Genomic DNA, 17,013 nt, shown 5'->3' on the forward strand with positions numbered 1-17,013 from the left:
GGGCGCCGGGCGCCCCGGCGCCCCGCCCCCCCCCCCCCCCCCCACCCCCCCCCCCCCCCCCCCCCCCCCCCCCCCCCCCCCCCCCCCCCCCCCCCCCCCCCGCCCCCCCCGCCGCCCCCCCCCCCCCCCCCCCCCCCCCCCCCCCCCCGCGAGGGCCTGGAGATCTTCACGAAGGTCTACTGGCCGACCGGCCCGGGCCGCAACGACCGCGGGCTGTCCCGCAAGCACATCACCGAGAGCTGCCACGCGTCGCTGCGCCGGCTGCAGACGGACTACCTCGACCTCTACCAGGCCCACCGGTACGACACCACGGTGCCGCTCGAGGAGACGATGACCGCCTTCGCCGACCTGGTGCGGCAGGGCAAGGTGCTCTACATCGGCGTCTCGGAGTGGCGGGCCGACGAGATCGCCGCGGGCGCGGCGCTGGCCCGCGAGCTCGGCGTCCAGCTGATCAGCAACCAGCCGCAGTACTCGATGCTGTGGCGGGTCATCGAGGACGAGGTCGTCCCCACCTCCGAGAAGGAGGGCGTCTCCCAGATCGTGTGGTCCCCGCTCGCCCAGGGCGTGCTGACCGGCAAGTACCGGCCCGGGGAGCAGCCGCCCGAGGGCAGCCGCGCCGCCGACCCGGAGATCGGGAACATGATCCGCGGCTTCATGCGCGACGACGTCCTGACCCGGGTGCAGGACCTGCGCCCCGTCGCCGAGGACCTGGGCCTGTCGATGGCCCAGCTCGCCGTCGCCTGGGTGCTGCAGAACCGGAACGTGGCCGCCGCGATCATCGGCGCCACCCGGCCCGAGCAGGTGCACGACAACGTCGCCGCCGCCGGTGTGCGCCTGGACGACGACGTGCTCGCCCGCATCGACGAGGTGCTCGGGGACGTCGTGGAGCGCGACCCCGCCAAGACCAGCCGCGGCTGACCCGGCGGGCTAGTTCGGCGCGAGCCCCATCGGCCCGTACACCCGGGTCTCGCCGTCGAGCAGCGTCACGCTGTGCACGCCCCGGGCCAGCAGCAGCCGCCAGTGCTCGCCCAGCCAGGACTCGGCGTCCCCCTGGTTGTCCGACGGCGGGATCGCCACGCCGACCGACGCCGGGTCCACCGTCTCCCCCGCCGGGCCCTCCAGGCGCCACGTCCAGCTCATGACCGCGAGGCTAGAGCGCGGGCCGGGCCCGGCGGGGACCCGGTGCCGACGGCACGCGTCGCGACCGGTCCGTGACCCCCGGCCGGGTTACGGCGGCGATCACCGGGGGCATGGAGGTGCATCGAACGTCCCTGCGACCCGGAGGACCGATGACCGCCCCGTCCCCGTCCGGCGCCTCGCGCGCCACGCCGCCCCCACCCGCGCCCGAGGACGCCTCCACCGGCGAGCTGATCGGCCGGCTGACCGAGCAGATCAGCACGCTCGTCCGCGACGAGGCCCGGCTGGCGCAGGCCGAGGTGACCCAGAAGGCCAAGCGGCTGGGCATCGGCGCCGGGCTCTTCGGCGGCGCCGGCCTGGTCGCCTTCTTCGGCCTGGCCGTGCTGATCGCCGCCGCGGTCCTGGCGCTGGCCGAGGCGCTGCCGGGCTGGCTCGCCGCGCTGATCGTGGCGGTGGTCCTGTTCGCCGTCGCCGGCGTCCTCGCGCTGCTCGGCAAGAAGGACGTGCAGCAGGGCAGCCCGCCCGTGCCCACGCAGGCCATCGCCAGCACCAAGGCGGACATCACCACGGTCAAGAAGGCGGCCTCCCGATGAGCGACCCGGCGAACACCGGTCCCACCGACCCCGACGCGATCAAGGCCGAGATCGAGGAGACGCGCGCCCAGCTCGGCCGCACGGTCGACGAGCTCAGCTCCCGCCTCGACGTCCCGGCCCGGGCCAAGGAGGGCGCCGCCCGCGCCCGCGACACCGCGGTCGAGACCTACCGGGAGAGCCCGCCGGCGGTGATCGGCGCGGGCGCCGCCGTGGCCGGCCTGCTGGGCCTCCTCGTCTGGCGCCGGCGCACCCGCGACGTCCGCCGGGCGAGGCGAGAGGTGAAGCGGGAGGCGAAGCGGGCGGCGAAGGTCCTGGCCGCGCGGCGGGCCGCTGCTGAGAAGGTGGCGCGCAGGACCGCGAAGAAGACGCGGCGGGCCGCGAGGAGGACGAAGTGAGCAAGGGCGAGGTCAGCAAGGCCAAGAAGAGCAAGGGCAGCAAACTGCTCTACCGCCCGATCGGCCTGCTCGGCGGCATCGCGGCCGGCACGGTCTCCGGGGTGCTGTTCAAGCAGGTCTGGAAGCTCATCGCCGACGAGGACGACGCCCCCGGCGCGCTGCAGAGCGAGTACCGGATGCGCGAGGTCGTGCTGGCCGCGGCCCTGCAGGGCGCGATCTTCGCGGCGACGAAGGCGGCCATCGACCGGGCCGGCGCCCGCGGCTTCTTCCAGCTGACCGGCAACTGGCCCGGCGACTGATGTCCGGCACCCGGCCCCGGGAGAGCGCCGTCGACCGCATCCGGGAGCGCGTCGAGGAGAAGGCGGCGCGCCGCGCGGCCGCGCGGGCGGCCGCCGAGCGTGGCGCCCGCGGGGAGCCGGAGCCCGACCCGTCCCGGCCGCCGCCGGGGTCGCCGGGACCGGACGCGCTGCCCGGCGTGCACGCCGAGACGCCGGCGCAGATCCCCGCGCGGGGCTGGAAGCAGATCGTCAAGCGCGCCTGGGCCGAGAACAAGGCCGACAACATGCCGATCATCGCCGGCGGCGTGGCCTTCTTCGCGTTCCTCGCCGTCTTCCCGGCGATGATCGCGATCATCTCGCTCTACGGGCTCGTCGCCTCCCCGGAGACGGTCGCGCGGCAGATCGAGACGCTGTCGGAGCAGCTGCCGGCGAGCGCCGCCGACCTGATCGGCGACCAGCTGACGGCGATCACCAGCAACGCCGGCGGCGCGCTGACGCTCAGCCTGGTCATCTCCGTCGGCGCCGCCCTGTGGAGCGCGTCCGGCGGCGTGAACAACCTGGTGCAGGCGGTGAACATCGCCTACGACGAGGTGGAGGCCCGCAGCTTCGTCAAGCTCCGCCTGCTGTCGCTGGGGCTGACGCTCGGCGCGATCGTGTTCGTGCTGCTGACCTTCGGCCTCATCGCCGTCGTCCCTGCGCTGCTCGACGCGCTGCCGCTGGGCGCGGTCGGCAACGTGTTCGCCGAGATCGCCCGCTGGGTGCTGCTGCTCGTGGTGGCCTCGGGGTCGCTCGCCGTGCTGTACCGCGTGGCGCCGGACCGGGACTCCCCCCGGCTGTCGTGGGTCAGCCTCGGGTCGGTCGTCGTCACCGTCGTCTGGGCCGCGGTGAGCTTGGCGTTCAGCTTCTACGTGGACAACTTCGGGTCCTACAACGAGACGTACGGCGCCATCGCCGGCGTGATCGTGCTGATGCTGTGGCTGTACCTGACCTGCTACCTGATCCTGCTGGGCGCCGAGATCAACTCCGAGGCCGAGCACCAGACCGCGCAGGACACCACCGAGGGCGACCCGCTGCCGATGGGCCAGCGCAACGCCACCGTGGCCGACACGCTCCCCGACCCGCCCGAGCCGACCAAGGCGTCGCAACCGCAGCGGTAGCCGCCGTCACCGGACGTGCGACTCCACGAACGGGGGGCGCACGACGGTGACCGGCTGCGGCCGCCCGCGGACGTCGACGGCCAGGTCGGCGCCCTCCTCGACGCCGGCGGCGGTGTCCAGCAGCGCCAGCGCGATCCCGGTGCGCAGGGACGGGGAGAACGTGCCGCTGGTGACCTCGCCGATGCGCGCGCCGGCCGGGTCGAGGACCGCCATGCCGGGCCGCGGGATGCCCCGGCCGGGCGCCCGCAGCCCCCACAGCAGCCGCGCCGGCCCGGCCTCCCGCTCGGCCAGCAGCGCCTCGCGGCCCCAGAACGCCGGCTTGCGCCAGCCGACCGCCCAGCCGCTGCGGGCCTGGTTCGGCGTGATGTCGCGGGAGAGCTCGTGGCCGTGCAGCGGGTAGCCCATCTCGGTGCGCAGGGTGTCGCGGGCGCCCAGCCCGCACAACCGCAGCCCCTCGTCGGCGCCGGCCGCCACGAGCGCGTCCCACAGCTCGCCGGCCCGCTCGGCGGCGACGAGCAGCTCGTACCCGTGCTCGCCGGTGTAGCCGGTGCGGCAGACCGTCACCTCGGTGTCGCCGCCGCCGACGCCGGTGACGAACGACATGTAGGACAGCTCGCCGGGCAGGCCCAGCAGTGACAGCACCTGCGGCGAGCGGGGCCCCTGGACGGCGAGGACGGCGACCTCGGCGTGCCGGTCGGCGACCGTGACCCCGGCGGGCGCGGCGGCGGTCAGGCGGGCCACGACCTCGGCGGCGTTGGCGGCGTTGGGCACCAGCAGGACGTCGTCGGGCCCGTGCAGGTAGACGATCAGGTCGTCGACCACGCCCCCGGCCTGCGGCTCGCCGTCCGGCACGCAGCACAGCGTGTACTGCGCCTGGCCCGGACCGATCCGGCCCAGGTCGTTGCTCAGGCAGGAGTCGACGAACGCCGCCGCCCCCGGTCCGCGCACGGTCGCGGTGCCCAGGTGCGAGACGTCGAAGAGGCCGACCCCCTCGCGCACGGCCGCGTGCTCGGCGAGCACCCCGCCGCCGGCGTACTCGATGGGCATCGACCAGCCCCCGAAGTCGGCCAGCTTCGCGCCGGCCGCGACGTGCCGGTCGTGCAGGGGCGAGGTCCGCGGCTCCATGCCGGGCAACGCTAGTGGCCCGGGCCGGGGGTCCTTCGCCGTCCTCACGAACGCGCTCCGGGGCGCCGCCTAAGCTCTTCCGCGTGCCGCCGCAGATCACCGCCACCGACCGCCCGCTCGAGAAGGTCCCCGGCGACGCCGTCGTCGTCGGTGTGGGCCGCGGCCCGTCGGGGCTGCTCGCCACCCCCGGCGCCGAGGCCGTCGACCGGCTGCTCGGCGGCCGGCTGCTGACCGCGCTGGCCGACCTCGGCGCGCGCGGCGGCGAGGACGAGGTCACCCGGGTGGCCACCCTGGGCCAGGCGCCGTTCCCGGTGGTCGCCGCCGCGGGCCTGGGCGCGCCGGACGCCGAGGGCCGCTACGGCGCCGAGGCCGTGCGCCGCGCCGCGGGCGCGGCCAGCCGGGCGCTGAGCGGCCGCGGCTCGGTGGTGAGCCTGCTGGCCGCCGTGGGCGGGGCGCCGGACGCCGAGCGGCTGCACGCCGTCGGCGAGGGCGCGCTGCTGGGCGCCTACGAGTTCACCGCGTACCGCTCCGACCTGCCCGCCGACCGGCCGACGCCGCCGAGGGAGTACACGGTCGTCGTCCCGGACGCCGCCGAGGCGAAGGCGCCCCTGGCCCGGGTCCGCGCGGTCGCCGCGGCGGTCGCCCTGACCCGGGACCTGGTCAACACGCCGCCGAACGACCTCTTCCCCGCCGAGCTCGCCGCCCGCGGCGCGGCCGCCGGGAAGAAGGCCGGCCTGTCGGTCGAGGTGCTCGACGAGGCGGCGCTGGCCTCCGGCGGGTACGGCGGCATCCTCGCCGTCGGCGGCGGCTCCACCCGTGGCCCCCGGCTGCTGCGGCTGACCTACAAGGGCAGGAAGGCCCGCCGGAAGGTCGCGCTGGTCGGCAAGGGGATCACCTTCGACAGCGGCGGCCTGTCCATCAAGCCGGCCGCGAACATGCACCACATGACCAGCGACATGGCCGGCGCGGCCGCCGTCATCGCCACGGTGTGCCTGGTCGCGGAGCTGGGGTTGCCGGTCGAGGTCACCGCCACGGTGCCGATGGCGGAGAACCTGCCCAGCGGGACCGCCTACCGCCCGGGCGACGTCCTCACCTTCCGCAACGGCCGCAAGGTGGAGATCACCAACACCGACGCGGAGGGGCGGCTGATCCTCGCCGACGCGATCGTGCGGGCCGCCGAGGACTCCCCCGACCTGCTGATCGAGACGTCGACGCTGACCGGCGCGCAGCTCGTCGCGCTGGGCAGCCGCACGGCCGGCGTGATGGGCAGCGACGACCTGCGCGACGCCGTGGTCGCGGCCAGCCGGCGCAGCGGCGAGCCGATGTGGGCGATGCCGATGCCGCCGGAGCTGCGCAAGGGCATCGACTCGCCGATCGCCGACATGGTCAACGCCAACGCCGACCGGATGGGCGGCATGCTCGTCGCGGCGCACTTCCTCGGCGAGTTCGTGCCCGCGGGCCTGCCGTGGGCGCACATCGACATCGCCGGGCCCAGCTACAACACCGGCGGCCCGTGGGGCTTCACGCCCAAGGGCGGCACCGGCGTCCCGGTGCGCACCCTGCTGGCGGCGATCGAGGACGCGATCGCCGAGGCGTAGGCGGGCACTGCTCGCGTGAGCTCGCCGGCCTGAGTGGGCCCGGAGGGTCCGCGCAGGGACGTCAGGGTGGGCTCAGCGCCGTAGGGGGACGGCACCCGACCGCGGTGCGATCCGGAGGATCGCGATGTCAGAGCCCGTGGTGCGGTCCGGAGGACCGCGATCAGCTCAGCTTGTCCTTCTGGCGGGCGCTCCAGTCGCGCATCCGCTGGGGGTAGCCGGTGACCTGGGCGTCGTAGACCGGGATGCCCAGGTCGCGTGACATCTTGCGGGCGACGTCGGGCCCGGCGATGCGCCGGCGGGTCCACTCGCCGTCCGCGGCGACCAGCAGGATCGTCGTCTCGGTGACGGCGGTGCGCGGCTCGACGTACCCCTCGACGCCGTGGCGGCTGGCCACGAACTGCTCGAGGTGGGTCAGGTCGGTGCGCGCGGACGCCCGGTCCAGCGTGCTGCGGCGGTCGCCGCCCGACGAGCCCCGTCGCCGTCGGCCGAAGAGCCCCATCTCGCCGCCTCCCGTCCCCGGTCGCGGGTGAGTCGCACCACGCCCGTGCTGACCAACGGGGCGTCCGGCTCCGCCGTTCCCGGAGTGGCAGGATGGGCGCTGACCATCCCCCGTCCGTGCGACACGGGGGCCGCAAGAACTCGAGGAGCCACTCGTGAGTGCACCCACCTCTCCCGCCGACCTGGTCATCCTCGGCGGTGGCTCGGGTGGCTACGCCGCCGCGCTGCGCGCCGCGGAGCTGGGCATGTCGGTCGTCCTGGTCGAGAAGGACAAGGTCGGCGGCACCTGCCTGCACCGCGGCTGCATCCCCACCAAGGCCCTGCTGCACGCCGGTGAGGTCGCCGACCTGGCCCGCGAGGGCGAGCAGTTCGGCGTGAAGACCTCCCTGGCCGGCATCGACATGGACGGCGTCAACTCCTACAAGGACGGCGTCATCGGCCGGCTCTACAAGGGCCTGCAGGGCCTGATCAAGAGCCGGAAGATCACCTACGTCGAGGGCGAGGGCCGGCTGGCCTCCCCGACCTCCGTCAGCGTGAACGGCCAGACCTACGAGGGCCGCCACGTCCTGTTGGCCACCGGGTCCTACTCCCGCTCGCTGCCCGGCCTGGAGATCGACGGCACGCGGGTGATCACCAGCGAGCACGCGCTCGACCTCGACCGGGTGCCGGCCTCGGCGGTCATCCTGGGCGGCGGCGTCATCGGCTGCGAGTTCGCCAGCGCGTGGAAGTCCTTCGGCGTCGACGTGACGATCGTCGAGGCGCTGCCCCACCTCGTCCCGCTCGAGGACGAGGCCTCCTCCAAGCTGCTGGAGCGCGCCTTCCGCCGCCGCAAGATCGCCTTCGAGCTGGGCAGCCGCTTCTCCGGCGTCCAGCACACCGAGAACGGCGTCAAGGTGTCGCTGGAGAACGGCAAGGAGATCGAGGCCGAGCTGCTGCTCGTCGCCGTCGGCCGCGGGCCGGTCAGCCAGGGCCTGGGCTACGAGGAGGCCGGCGTCGCCATGGAGCGCGGCTTCGTCCTCGTCGACGAGTACTGCCGCACCAACGTGCCCACCATCTCCGCCGTCGGCGACCTGGTCCCCACCCTGCAGCTGGCCCACGTCGGGTTCGGCGAGGGCATCCTCGTGGCCGAGCGGCTGGCCGGGCTGGACCCGGCGCCGATCGACTACGCCGGCGTCCCGCGGATCACCTACTCCGACCCCGAGGTCGCCTCCGTGGGGCTCACCGAGGCCCAGGCCAAGGAGCGCTACGGCGAGGTCAAGACGCTCACCTACGACCTCGGCGGCAACGGGCGCAGCCAGATCCTCAAGACGGCGGGCGCGGTCAAGCTGGTCCAGGCGGTCGACGGCCCGGTCGTCGGCGTCCACATGGTCGGCAGCCGCGTCGGCGAGCTCATCGCCGAGGCCCAGCTCATCTACAACTGGGAGGCCGAGCCGGGCGACGTCGCCAGCCTCATCCACCCGCACCCGACCCAGAGCGAGGCCCTCGGCGAGGCGCACCTGGCGCTGGCCGGCAAGCCGCTGCACGTGCACGGCTGACCCACCGCACCCCTCCCCCACCAGCGCCACCACAGAAGGAGCCCCGCACCGATGCCGACGTCCGTCACCATGCCCGCCCTGGGCGAGAGCGTCACCGAGGGCACGGTCACTCGATGGCTGAAGCAGGAGGGTGAGCAGGTCGAGGCCGACGAGCCCCTGCTCGAGGTGTCGACCGACAAGGTCGACACGGAGATCCCCTCCCCCGCCGCCGGCGTGCTGACGAAGATCCTGGTCGCCGAGGACGAGACGGTCGAGGTCGGCGCGGAGCTCGCGGTCATCGGTGGGGACGGCGACGGCTCCGGTGCGGCCGGCGGCGCTCCCCCGGCCTCCGCCGAGGACGCCGACTCGACCCCGCAGACGCCCGACCAGCAGGTGCAGGACGCCGACCCGGCCTCCGACGCCGACGCCGGTCAGCCCGCCCCGGCGGAGGCCCCCGCCCCGGCGGCCGCCGACCAGGGCGGTGACTCGGGCGGTGGCGCGGGCGGCGGCTCGGGTGGCGGCGAGGGGACGCCGGTGACGATGCCGGCCCTGGGCGAGAGCGTCACCGAGGGCACCGTCACCCGCTGGCTCAAGGCCGTGGGCGACGAGGTCACCGCGGACGAGCCGCTGCTGGAGGTGTCCACCGACAAGGTCGACACCGAGATCCCGGCGCCGGTCTCGGGAACGCTGCTGTCCATCTCGGTGCAGGAGGACGAGACGGTCGAGGTGGGCGCCCAGCTCGCCGTCATCGGCAGCGCCTCGTCCGGAGGCGGCTCCGCCCCGGCGCCCCAGCAGGCCCAGCCGCAGCAGGCCGCCCCGCAGCCGCAGGAGGAGACCCCCACGGCCAAGCCGGCCACCGAGGCCCCCGGCGCCGACTACGGCTCGAGCGGCTCGCTGCCCGCGCAGTCGCCGACCTCGGCCCCGGCCCCGGCCCAGGCGGTCGCCCCCCAGGCGCCGGCCCAGCCGTCCGCACCGTCGTCCGCCCCCGCGGAGCCCGCGGGTGACGGCGGCGGCCAGTACGTGACCCCGCTGGTGCGCCGGCTCGCCGCCGAGCACGGCGTCGACCTGTCCGGCGTGAAGGGCACCGGCGTCGGCGGCCGGATCCGCAAGCAGGACGTCCTCGCCGTGGCCGAGCAGGCCGCCCCGGCGGCGGCGCCCGCGGCACCGTCGGCCCCCGCGGCGCGGGCGGCGAGCCCGTCGCCGGCCGCCCAGCCCGACACCTCCCTGCGCGGGCGCACGGAGAAGATGCCGCGGCTGCGCAAGGTCATCGCGCAGCGGATGGTCGAGTCGCTGGCCATCAGCGCGCAGCTGACCACCGTGGTCGAGGCCGACGTCACCCGGATCGCGAACCTGCGCAACCGGGCCAAGCGGGACTTCGAGGCGCGCGAGGGCGTGAAGCTGTCGTTCCTGCCGTTCTTCGCGAAGGCGGCGGTGGAGGCGCTGAAGGCCTACCCGTCGGTGAACTCCTCGGTGGACATGGAGGCCGGCACGGTCACCTACCACGACGCGGAGAACCTGGGGATCGCCGTCGACACCGAGCGCGGGCTGCTCGTGCCGGTCATCCACGGCGCCGGCGACCTGAGCATCGGCGGGCTCGCCCGCAAGATCGCCGACCTGGCCGACCGCACCCGCAACAACAAGGTCAGCCCCGACGAGCTCGGCGGCGGCACCTTCACGCTGACCAACACCGGCAGCCGGGGCGCGCTGTTCGACACGCCGATCATCAACCAGCCGCAGGTGGCCATCCTCGGCACCGGCTCGGTCGTCAAGCGCCCGGTCGTCGTCTCCGACCCCGAGCTCGGCGAGGTCATCGCGGTGCGCTCGATGGTGTACCTGGCGCTGACCTACGACCACCGCATCGTCGACGGCGCCGACGCCGCGCGCTTCCTCACCGCGGTGCGCGAGCGGCTGGAGGCCGGCCAGTTCGAGGGCGAGCTCGGCCTCGCCTGACCGCCCACGGAGGGGCCCCGGCATCCGCCGGGGCCCCTCTGCACTGTCCGCTCCCCCGGAGGTGGCTCGTTGAGGATCGCCGTGACCGGCTCGTCCGGGCTGATCGGTGCCCGCCTGGTGCCCGCGCTGACCGAGGACGGCCACGACGTGCTGCGGCTGGTCCGGCGCACGCCCCGGACCGCCGACGAGCACCGCTGGGACCCCCAGCACCGGCGGATCGACCCCGCGCTGCTCGCCGACGTCGACGCGGTGGTGAACCTCGCCGGCGTCGGCATCGCCGACAGGCGCTGGACCGAGAAGCACAAGCAGGCGGTGCTGCGCAGCCGGGTGGACGCCACCACGACGGTGAGCACCGCGCTGGCCGAGGCGGCCGCCGCCGACCCCGGCCGGGAGCGCGTGCTGCTCAACGCCTCGGCGGTGGGCTGGTACGGCGACACCGGCGACACGGTCGTCCGCGAGACGGCTCCCGCCGGGCGCGACTTCCTGGCGCACGTCTGCGAGCAGTGGGAGACCGCCACGGCGCCGGCCGAGCAGGCCGGCGTGCGGGTGGTGAGGCTGCGCAGCGGGCTGGTGCTGGGCCGCGGCGGGCTGCTCGGGCGCATGGCCCCGCTGTTCAAGCTGGGCGTCGGCGGCCGGCTCGGATCCGGCGAGCAGTACTGGCCGTGGATCAGCCTGCAGGACGAGATCGACGCGATCCGGTTCCTGCTCAGCGCTCCCGTCTCCGGCCCGGTCAACCTGACCGGCCCGGCGCCGGTGACCAACGCCGAGTTCACCCGCGCGCTCGGGGAGGTGCTGCACCGGCCGACGGCGCTGCCGGTGCCCGGCTTCGCGCTGCGCGCGGCGCTGGGCGAGTTCGCCCCGGTCGGCGTCCTCGGCGGCCAGCGGGCGGTGCCGGCGGTGCTGGAGACCGCCGGGTTCACCTGGACCCACCCCGACGTCGCGTCGGCGCTGCGCTGGGCGCTGGGCCGGGACTGATCCCGGCCGCTCAGCCGGTCCGCCCCGCGGTCGCGATCCGCCAGCCGTCCGGGCCGCGCACGAGGTCCAGCGCGACGGGTGCGCTCGCCCGGCCCGGGACCGCGCGCAGCGGGCGGCCGTCCGGGTCGCCGGCGGCCACGACGTCGTAACCGGCCCAGCCGTCGCGGAGTTCCACCCGCGCCCGGTCGCCGGCGGCCACGACCGCGGCCGGCCCCTCGACGCGCGGCGCGAAGCCGGCCAGCCGCTCCCCTGCCGCGGCCAGCGCCCGGACGGCGGCGTCGTCCGCCGCGCGCAGCGGGCTGTCGGCGGTGTACACCGCGTCGAGCGCCGCCGGGTCGGCGCGCGCGAACGCCTCGGCGCGGCGGGCGTACAGCTCCCCGACCACGGCCAGCCAGTCTGGTCCGGCGTCCACCGGCGGGTCCGCCGCCGCGGCCGGTCCCGGACCCGCCGACGCCGGGACGGACGCCGGCGCGGACGAGGCGGCCGACGCCGCGGCGGCCGGCACGGGCTCGCCCGCCGTCCCGGCCCAGACCGCCCCCAGCCAGCCCGCGCCGCCGAGCAGGACGGCGACGGCCAGCAGCAGCCCGGCCGGCCGCCGGACCCGCCCGGGCAGCAGGCCGGCCAGGACAGCGGCGACCGGCCGCCGTCCTCCGCCGGCGGGCCGGGACTCGGTGGGCGGGCGGCGCGCGACCTGGTGGGTGAGCTCGGTGCGGGGGCCGCGGCCGGTCGCGCCGAGCTCGGCGTCGGGCACGCCGGCCACCGGCAGCCGCACGGGCTCGGGCCGGCAGGAGTGCCGGAGGTCGAGGGCGAGCTCGGCGGCCGTCGGCCGGTCGGAGGGGTCGGCCGCCAACCCGCGGGCGATGACCTCGCGGAGCGCAGGCGGGGCCTCCGGGGCCAGCAGGTCGAGGTCGGGCAGCTCCCCCGCGGCCGCGACGGCGAGGGTGTCGGCCGGCGTCGCCGCGTTCCAGGGCGCGACCCCGGTCAGGGCGTGGAAGGCCGCGGCGGCGGCGCCGAAGACGTCCGACGCCGGCCCCGGCGCGCCGCCCCGCGCGACCGTCGGGTCGACGTAGGCCGGGGTCACCTCGCCGGCCGCCTCCTCGCCCAGCACGCGGGCGACACCGAGGTCGGTCAGCACCGGCCGGCCCTCGGCGGTGAAGACGACGTTGCCCGGGGAGAGGTCCCCGTGCACGACGCCCGCAGCGTGGGCGGAGGCCAGCGCGGCGGCGACCGGGGCGATCGCCGTCACCACCTCGCCGGGGCGCAGCCGGCCCCGGCGGGCCAGCAGCGCGGCCAGGCTGCCGCCGGGCAGCAGCTCCAGCACCAGCGCGACCCGGGCGCGCCCGCCGCGGCGGGGCTGGTGCACCACCTCGACGAGGCGCACCAGGTGCGGGTGGTCCAGCTCGCCGAGCAGCGCCGCCTCCCGGGCCTGCCGCTCCGGGTCGCCGGCCACCAGGACCTTGACCGCCACGGCCGCCCCGCCGCCGCGCGGCACCGCTCGCCACACCTCGCCGGACCCGCCGCGGCCGAGCAGCGCCTCGAGCCGGTAGCCGGGGACCGCGGGCGGATCCGGATCCGGCGGGGCGGCGTGGCCGGGGGTCGGTCGATCGGGCACGGCGGCACGGTAGGCGCCCGCGGCCCCCCGCCCCGCCGTTGTCCACAGGCCGCCCGGCTGGGATCAGCCTCCCTGATCGTGGAGCGTCCTCCCTCACCGCAGACCGTGAGGGAGGACGCCGCACGATCAGGGGACCTGATCCCGGCGGGCCGGCCGGGCGGGCGCCGCCTAGGTTCGGGGCATGCCCCTCCCCGCCCGAGCCGAGGTCGTCGTCGTGGGCGCCGGGCTGGCCGGCCTGTCCGCCGCCGTGCGGCTGGCCGACGCCGGGTGCGACGTCCACGTGGTCGAGGCCGGGAGCCACGCCGGCGGGCGGCTGGCGACCGAGCGGGTCGACGGCTTCCTCGTCGACCGCGGCTTCCAGGTCCTGAACACGGGCTACCCCCGGGTGGCGGCCGACCTCGACGTCGGCGCGCTGCAGATGGGCTGGTTCTGGCCGGGCGCGGTGCTGCACGCGGACGGCCGCACCGCCCGGGTGGTGGACCCGCGCCGGCACCCGGCCACGGCGCTGGACACCCTGCGCGCGCCGATCGGGTCGCTGCTGGCGAAGGGCGCGATCGCGGCCTACTCGGCGCAGGCGGGCTACACGCCGGTCGAGCGGCTGCTGCGGCAGCCCGAGACGACGGCGGAGGTGCGCCTGCGCGCGGCGGGCGTCGGCGAGCAGGCCCTCGAGCGGTTCTTCCGCCCCTTCCTGTCCGGCGTCCTGCTGGAGCCGGAGCTGGCCACCTCCAGCCGCTATCTCGACCTGCTGTGGCGCAGCTTCGCCCGCGGCCGGATCGGCCTGCCGGCGCGCGGGATGCAGGCGGTGGGCGAGCAGCTCGCCGCGCGGCTCGGGACCGAGAGGCTCCACCTCCACCTGAGGGTGAGCGACGTGGCGTCGGGCCGGGTGACGACGGCGGAGGGGCTGGTGCGGGCGGACGCCGTCGTCGTCGCCACCGACCCGGCCACCGCGGCGGCCCTGCTCCCCGGGGTCGACGCGGCGGCGCCCCGGCAGGTCACCACCCACCTGCACGTGCTGCCGGCCTCCCCGTGGCGGGACCCGCTGATCGTGCTCGGCCCCCCCGGCGGGCGGCTGGTCAACAGCGTCGTCCTCACCGACGCGCAGCCGGCCTACTCCCCCGACGGCCGTGCCCTCGTGGCCAGCTCCAGCCTCGCGCCGACGGCGGAGGCGGAGGTCCGCGAGGAGGTGGCCCGGCTGCACGGCGTGCCGACGACGGAGCTGGACCACCTCACGTCGGTCACCGTCCCCGGCGCCCAGCCGGCCGCGGTACCGCCACTGCACCTCCGCCGACCGGTCGACCTCGGCGACGGCGTCTACGTCTGCGGCGACCACCGCGACACCCCCTCGATCCAGGGCGCGATGGCCAGCGGCGCCCGCGCCGCCCGGGCCGTGCTCCGCGCGGTCCGCCCCGACCAGGTGGGAGCCACCTGATGCCCGCCTCCGCACCGACGGTCCTCGCCACGAGCATCGGCTTCGACTCCCGGGGCCGCGGGCCCTACGACTGGGCGCCCGGGCCGGTGTTCGACCTGGCCGTGGAGCTCGCCGGCGCCCCCGCGCAGCCGCGGCTGTGCTACCTCGGCACGGCCACCGGCGACGACCCGGCACGGCTCGCCGGCGTGTACGGGGCGTTCGCCGGCAGCGCCGTCCGGGTCAGCCACCTGAGCCTGTTCCCCATGCCGACCGTCGCGGACGTGCGGGCGCACCTGCTCGCCCAGGACGTCGTGTGGGTCGGCGGCGGCAGCGTGGCCAACCTGCTCGCCGTGTGGCGGGTGCACGGCCTCGACGAGGTGTTCCGCGAGGTGTGGGCGGCCGGCGTCGTGCTCGGCGGGGTCTCGGCCGGGTCGCTGTGCTGGCACGTCGGCGGCAACACCGACTCCTACGGCCCGCAGCTGCGGCCGGTGACGAACGGCCTGGCGCTCATCCCGGCGTCCAACAGCGTGCACTACGACTCCGAGGAGCAGCGGCGGCCGCTGTACCAGCGGCTGGTGGCCGACGGCACGCTGCCGCCGGGCCACGCCACCGACGACGGCGTCGGGCTGGTGTACCGCGGCACCGAGCTGGTCGAGGCGGTCGCCGACCGGCCGGGCAAGGGCGCCTACCGCGTCGAGCGCGGCCCGGACGGGACGGCGGTCGAGACGCCCCTCGCGCCGCGCCGCCTACGCTGAGGGTCGTGAGCGATCTGCGCGTCATCCGGGCCGGGCTCGTCGACTACGAGGAGGCCTGGGCGCGGCAGCGCGAGCTGCACGCGGCCCGCGTCGAGGGCACCGGCCCCGACACGATGCTGCTGCTGGAGCACCCGCCGGTGTACACGGCCGGCAAGCGCACCGAGCCGCACGAGCGCCCCTTCGACGGCACGCCGGTCATCGACGTCGACCGCGGCGGCAAGATCACGTGGCACGGGCCGGGTCAGCTGGTCGGCTACCCGATCGTCGCCCTCCCCGACCCGGTGGACGTCGTCGCGCACGTGCGCCGGCTGGAGGAGGCGCTCATCGAGGTGTGCGCCGGCCTCGGGCTGGCGACCGAGCGGGTCGAGGGCCGCAGCGGCGTGTGGGTGCGCGCGGACTCGCGCGGCCCCGACCGCAAGGTGGCGGCGATCGGCGTGCGGGTCGCCCGCGGGGTGACCATGCACGGCTTCGCGCTCAACTGCGACCCGGACATGGGCGCCTTCGCGAACATGATCCCGTGCGGGATCGTCGACGCCGGCGCCACCTCGCTCTCCGCCGAGCTGGGCCGCGACGTGACCGTGGCCGAGGCGATCGACCCGGTGGAGACCGCGATGCGCCGGGTGCTGTCCCGCCAACCCGCGCCCGCCGCCTGACCGCGTGACCGCGCTGCCGGTCAGCACCTACGTCAGCCTGACCACCTAGCTCGCTCGTTCGGCCCCGTCCAGAGGCTCGCCGCGAGCGTGCGAGCGGTGGGTAGGACGGGGCCCTCACTCCGCGCCGACTCCGGCGAGGTCGAGCGGCCGCGGCACACCTCCCGGGTGCGTCGGGCCCACGGGTGGCGGTTCACCGTCGGCTCGGCCACCTCACGGCTGTGGCACGGGCTGCTGCGGCGCCCCGGCGACCGCCACGAGCTCATCCGCATCCGCCCCGCCTGAGCGGAGTCGCTCGGGAACGGATCCCGTCACCCGGCGACTCCGCCCAGCCGCAGCGACCACATCGACAGCCGGCCGGCCGGCTCGAACCCCAGGGCCCGGTTGACGGCGACCATCGGCTCGTTGCCGTCGGCGTTGTACGTGGTGATCCGCTCGACCTGCGGGAAGCCGGCGGCCAGCTCGCGCAGCACCGCCGCCTTCACCAGCGCCCCCAGCCGGCGCCCCCGGTGCTCGCGCAGCACCAGCGTGCCGGCCTGCTGCGCCCGCCGCGGCTGCGCCTGCAGCACGTGCAGGTCGGTGAAGGCGACGAGCCGGCCGCCGGCCACCGCGCCGGCCGAGAGCACCGTCCGGCCCCGCTCCAGGTTCGCCGCCTCGCGCTCGCGGACGCGGGCGGCGTCCCAGCGCTCCTCCTCCATCGGGATGTCGCCGATCGGGGCGTCGGTGCTCATCCGCTGCTCGAGCAGCGCCCGGTCGTCGACCAGGTGCTCCGGGACGGAGTCGCGCCAGGTCACGACGTCGTAGCCACGAGCGGCCTCCCGCGCCTGCGCCTCGACGGCGGACAGCCGGGCCTCGTCCGGGGGCAGCAGCAGGTCGCGGCGGGTCTCGAGCAGGCCGCACGCCCAGCCGTGGCGCAGCGCGAACCGCCGCCCGGCCGAGTCCGGCCCCGGCTCGTCGACCTCGGTGATCAGCTCGGTCCGGCCCGCGGCCGCCGCCGTCCGCACCGCCTCGTCCAGCAGCGCCCTCCCGATCCCCCGCCGCCGGTGGGCCGGGGCGACGGCCAGGTCGACGATGGCGGCCGCCGTGTTGTCGCGCAGCGGGAACAGCAGCCGAAGCGCGCCGGCGACGTCGCCGTCCACCACCGCCGCCCGGTGGGTGCCGTCGCGCGACCCGCCGGGCGCGACGAGCTGCCGGCCCAGGGCGACGTGCTCGCGGGCCGGCCGGGGCTGGTCGCCCGGGCGGTCGGCGGTCTCGGCGGCCGCCCAGACCGCGCACCACCCGGCGAAGGCGGGGTCGTCCGGGTCCAGCTCGACGATCGAGGCGGCGGCGGTCCGTGTCACCCCCCGGTCCTACCGCCTGAGCGGAGTC

18 protein-coding genes are annotated in these 17,013 nt (G+C 76.6%); 13 read left to right on the forward strand and 5 right to left on the reverse strand.

What is annotated here, in order from left to right; translation table 11 throughout:
• A partial coding sequence (locus ACI79F_RS15910; RefSeq protein ID WP_456578918.1) for an aldo/keto reductase occupies positions 1-918 on the forward strand: 918 nt, incomplete at its 5' end.
• A gap of 9 nt (positions 919-927) precedes the next feature.
• On the opposite strand, the gene ACI79F_RS15915 is transcribed toward ACI79F_RS15910, so the two are convergent.
• Complete coding sequence (locus tag ACI79F_RS15915) at positions 928-1,140, reverse strand: hypothetical protein (protein WP_456544886.1); 213 nt, start codon at positions 1,138-1,140, stop codon at positions 928-930.
• A 149-nt stretch (positions 1,141-1,289) separates the two neighbouring features.
• On the opposite strand from ACI79F_RS15915, the gene ACI79F_RS15920 reads away from it, so the two are divergent.
• The 4 genes from ACI79F_RS15920 to ACI79F_RS15935 are packed head-to-tail and all read left to right on the forward strand — an operon-like array spanning position 1,290 to position 3,560.
• Positions 1,290-1,730, forward strand: coding sequence for a phage holin family protein (locus tag ACI79F_RS15920; protein ID WP_456544887.1), 441 nt, complete (start codon positions 1,290-1,292; stop codon positions 1,728-1,730).
• Positions 1,727-2,125 carry a DUF3618 domain-containing protein gene (locus ACI79F_RS15925; protein WP_456544888.1) on the forward strand — a complete coding sequence of 133 codons (399 nt, stop codon included), beginning with the start codon at positions 1,727-1,729 and terminating at the stop codon, positions 2,123-2,125. The genes ACI79F_RS15920 and ACI79F_RS15925 overlap by 4 nt, the downstream gene beginning before the upstream one ends.
• On the forward strand, positions 2,122-2,424 hold the full coding sequence (locus ACI79F_RS15930) for a DUF4235 domain-containing protein (RefSeq protein WP_456544889.1): 303 nt from the start codon (positions 2,122-2,124) through the stop codon (positions 2,422-2,424). Before ACI79F_RS15925 ends, ACI79F_RS15930 begins: the two co-directional genes overlap by 4 nt.
• Positions 2,424-3,560, forward strand: a complete 1,137-nt coding sequence (locus ACI79F_RS15935; RefSeq protein ID WP_456544890.1) for a YihY/virulence factor BrkB family protein — start codon at positions 2,424-2,426, stop codon at positions 3,558-3,560. The genes ACI79F_RS15930 and ACI79F_RS15935 overlap by 1 nt, the downstream gene beginning before the upstream one ends.
• 6 nt (positions 3,561-3,566) lie before the next feature.
• On the opposite strand, the gene gcvT is transcribed toward ACI79F_RS15935, so the two are convergent.
• On the reverse strand, positions 3,567-4,685 hold the full coding sequence (gene gcvT, locus ACI79F_RS15940) for a glycine cleavage system aminomethyltransferase GcvT (RefSeq protein ID WP_456544891.1): 1,119 nt from the start codon (positions 4,683-4,685) through the stop codon (positions 3,567-3,569).
• 83 nt (positions 4,686-4,768) lie between these two features.
• On the opposite strand from gcvT, the gene ACI79F_RS15945 reads away from it, so the two are divergent.
• Positions 4,769-6,283 carry a leucyl aminopeptidase gene (locus tag ACI79F_RS15945; RefSeq protein WP_456544892.1) on the forward strand — a complete coding sequence of 505 codons (1,515 nt, stop codon included), beginning with the start codon at positions 4,769-4,771 and terminating at the stop codon, positions 6,281-6,283.
• A 160-nt stretch (positions 6,284-6,443) separates the two neighbouring features.
• On the opposite strand, the gene ACI79F_RS15950 is transcribed toward ACI79F_RS15945, so the two are convergent.
• Entirely contained in the window at positions 6,444-6,782 is a 339-nt protein-coding gene (locus ACI79F_RS15950; protein ID WP_456544893.1) for an oxidoreductase, read from the reverse strand.
• A 154-nt stretch (positions 6,783-6,936) separates the two neighbouring features.
• Between ACI79F_RS15950 and lpdA the strand changes: the two genes are divergently transcribed.
• From lpdA to ACI79F_RS15965, 3 genes are all read left to right on the forward strand, one after another.
• Positions 6,937-8,316 (forward strand): dihydrolipoyl dehydrogenase, encoded by a 1,380-nt coding sequence (lpdA, locus tag ACI79F_RS15955; RefSeq protein ID WP_456544894.1) that lies wholly within the window; start codon positions 6,937-6,939, stop codon positions 8,314-8,316.
• 51 nt (positions 8,317-8,367) lie between these two features.
• Positions 8,368-10,245, forward strand: coding sequence for a 2-oxoglutarate dehydrogenase, E2 component, dihydrolipoamide succinyltransferase (gene sucB, locus ACI79F_RS15960; protein ID WP_456544895.1), 1,878 nt, complete (start codon positions 8,368-8,370; stop codon positions 10,243-10,245).
• A gap of 81 nt (positions 10,246-10,326) precedes the next feature.
• Complete coding sequence (locus ACI79F_RS15965; protein WP_456544896.1) at positions 10,327-11,220, forward strand: TIGR01777 family oxidoreductase; 894 nt, start codon at positions 10,327-10,329, stop codon at positions 11,218-11,220.
• A gap of 10 nt (positions 11,221-11,230) precedes the next feature.
• Here ACI79F_RS15965 and ACI79F_RS15970 read toward each other — a convergent pair whose 3' ends face one another.
• On the reverse strand, positions 11,231-12,832 hold the full coding sequence (locus tag ACI79F_RS15970; RefSeq protein ID WP_456544897.1) for a protein kinase domain-containing protein: 1,602 nt from the start codon (positions 12,830-12,832) through the stop codon (positions 11,231-11,233).
• A gap of 181 nt (positions 12,833-13,013) precedes the next feature.
• Between ACI79F_RS15970 and ACI79F_RS15975 the strand changes: the two genes are divergently transcribed.
• From ACI79F_RS15975 to ACI79F_RS15990, 4 genes are all read left to right on the forward strand, one after another.
• Complete coding sequence (locus ACI79F_RS15975) at positions 13,014-14,261, forward strand: NAD(P)/FAD-dependent oxidoreductase (RefSeq protein WP_456544898.1); 1,248 nt, start codon at positions 13,014-13,016, stop codon at positions 14,259-14,261.
• Complete coding sequence (locus tag ACI79F_RS15980) at positions 14,261-14,995, forward strand: Type 1 glutamine amidotransferase-like domain-containing protein (protein ID WP_456544899.1); 735 nt, start codon at positions 14,261-14,263, stop codon at positions 14,993-14,995. The genes ACI79F_RS15975 and ACI79F_RS15980 overlap by 1 nt, the downstream gene beginning before the upstream one ends.
• Before the next feature lie 5 nt (positions 14,996-15,000).
• Positions 15,001-15,648, forward strand: a complete 648-nt coding sequence (gene lipB / locus ACI79F_RS15985) for a lipoyl(octanoyl) transferase LipB (protein ID WP_456544900.1) — start codon at positions 15,001-15,003, stop codon at positions 15,646-15,648.
• A 96-nt stretch (positions 15,649-15,744) separates the two neighbouring features.
• Positions 15,745-15,930, forward strand: coding sequence for a hypothetical protein (locus ACI79F_RS15990; RefSeq protein ID WP_456544901.1), 186 nt, complete (start codon positions 15,745-15,747; stop codon positions 15,928-15,930).
• Positions 15,931-15,956: 26 nt separating this feature from the next.
• Here ACI79F_RS15990 and ACI79F_RS15995 read toward each other — a convergent pair whose 3' ends face one another.
• Positions 15,957-16,985, reverse strand: a complete 1,029-nt coding sequence (locus ACI79F_RS15995; protein ID WP_456544902.1) for a GNAT family N-acetyltransferase — start codon at positions 16,983-16,985, stop codon at positions 15,957-15,959.
• Between the last annotated feature and the right edge of the window lie 28 nt (positions 16,986-17,013).

The organism is Blastococcus sp. SYSU D00868 (genome assembly GCF_054050575.1).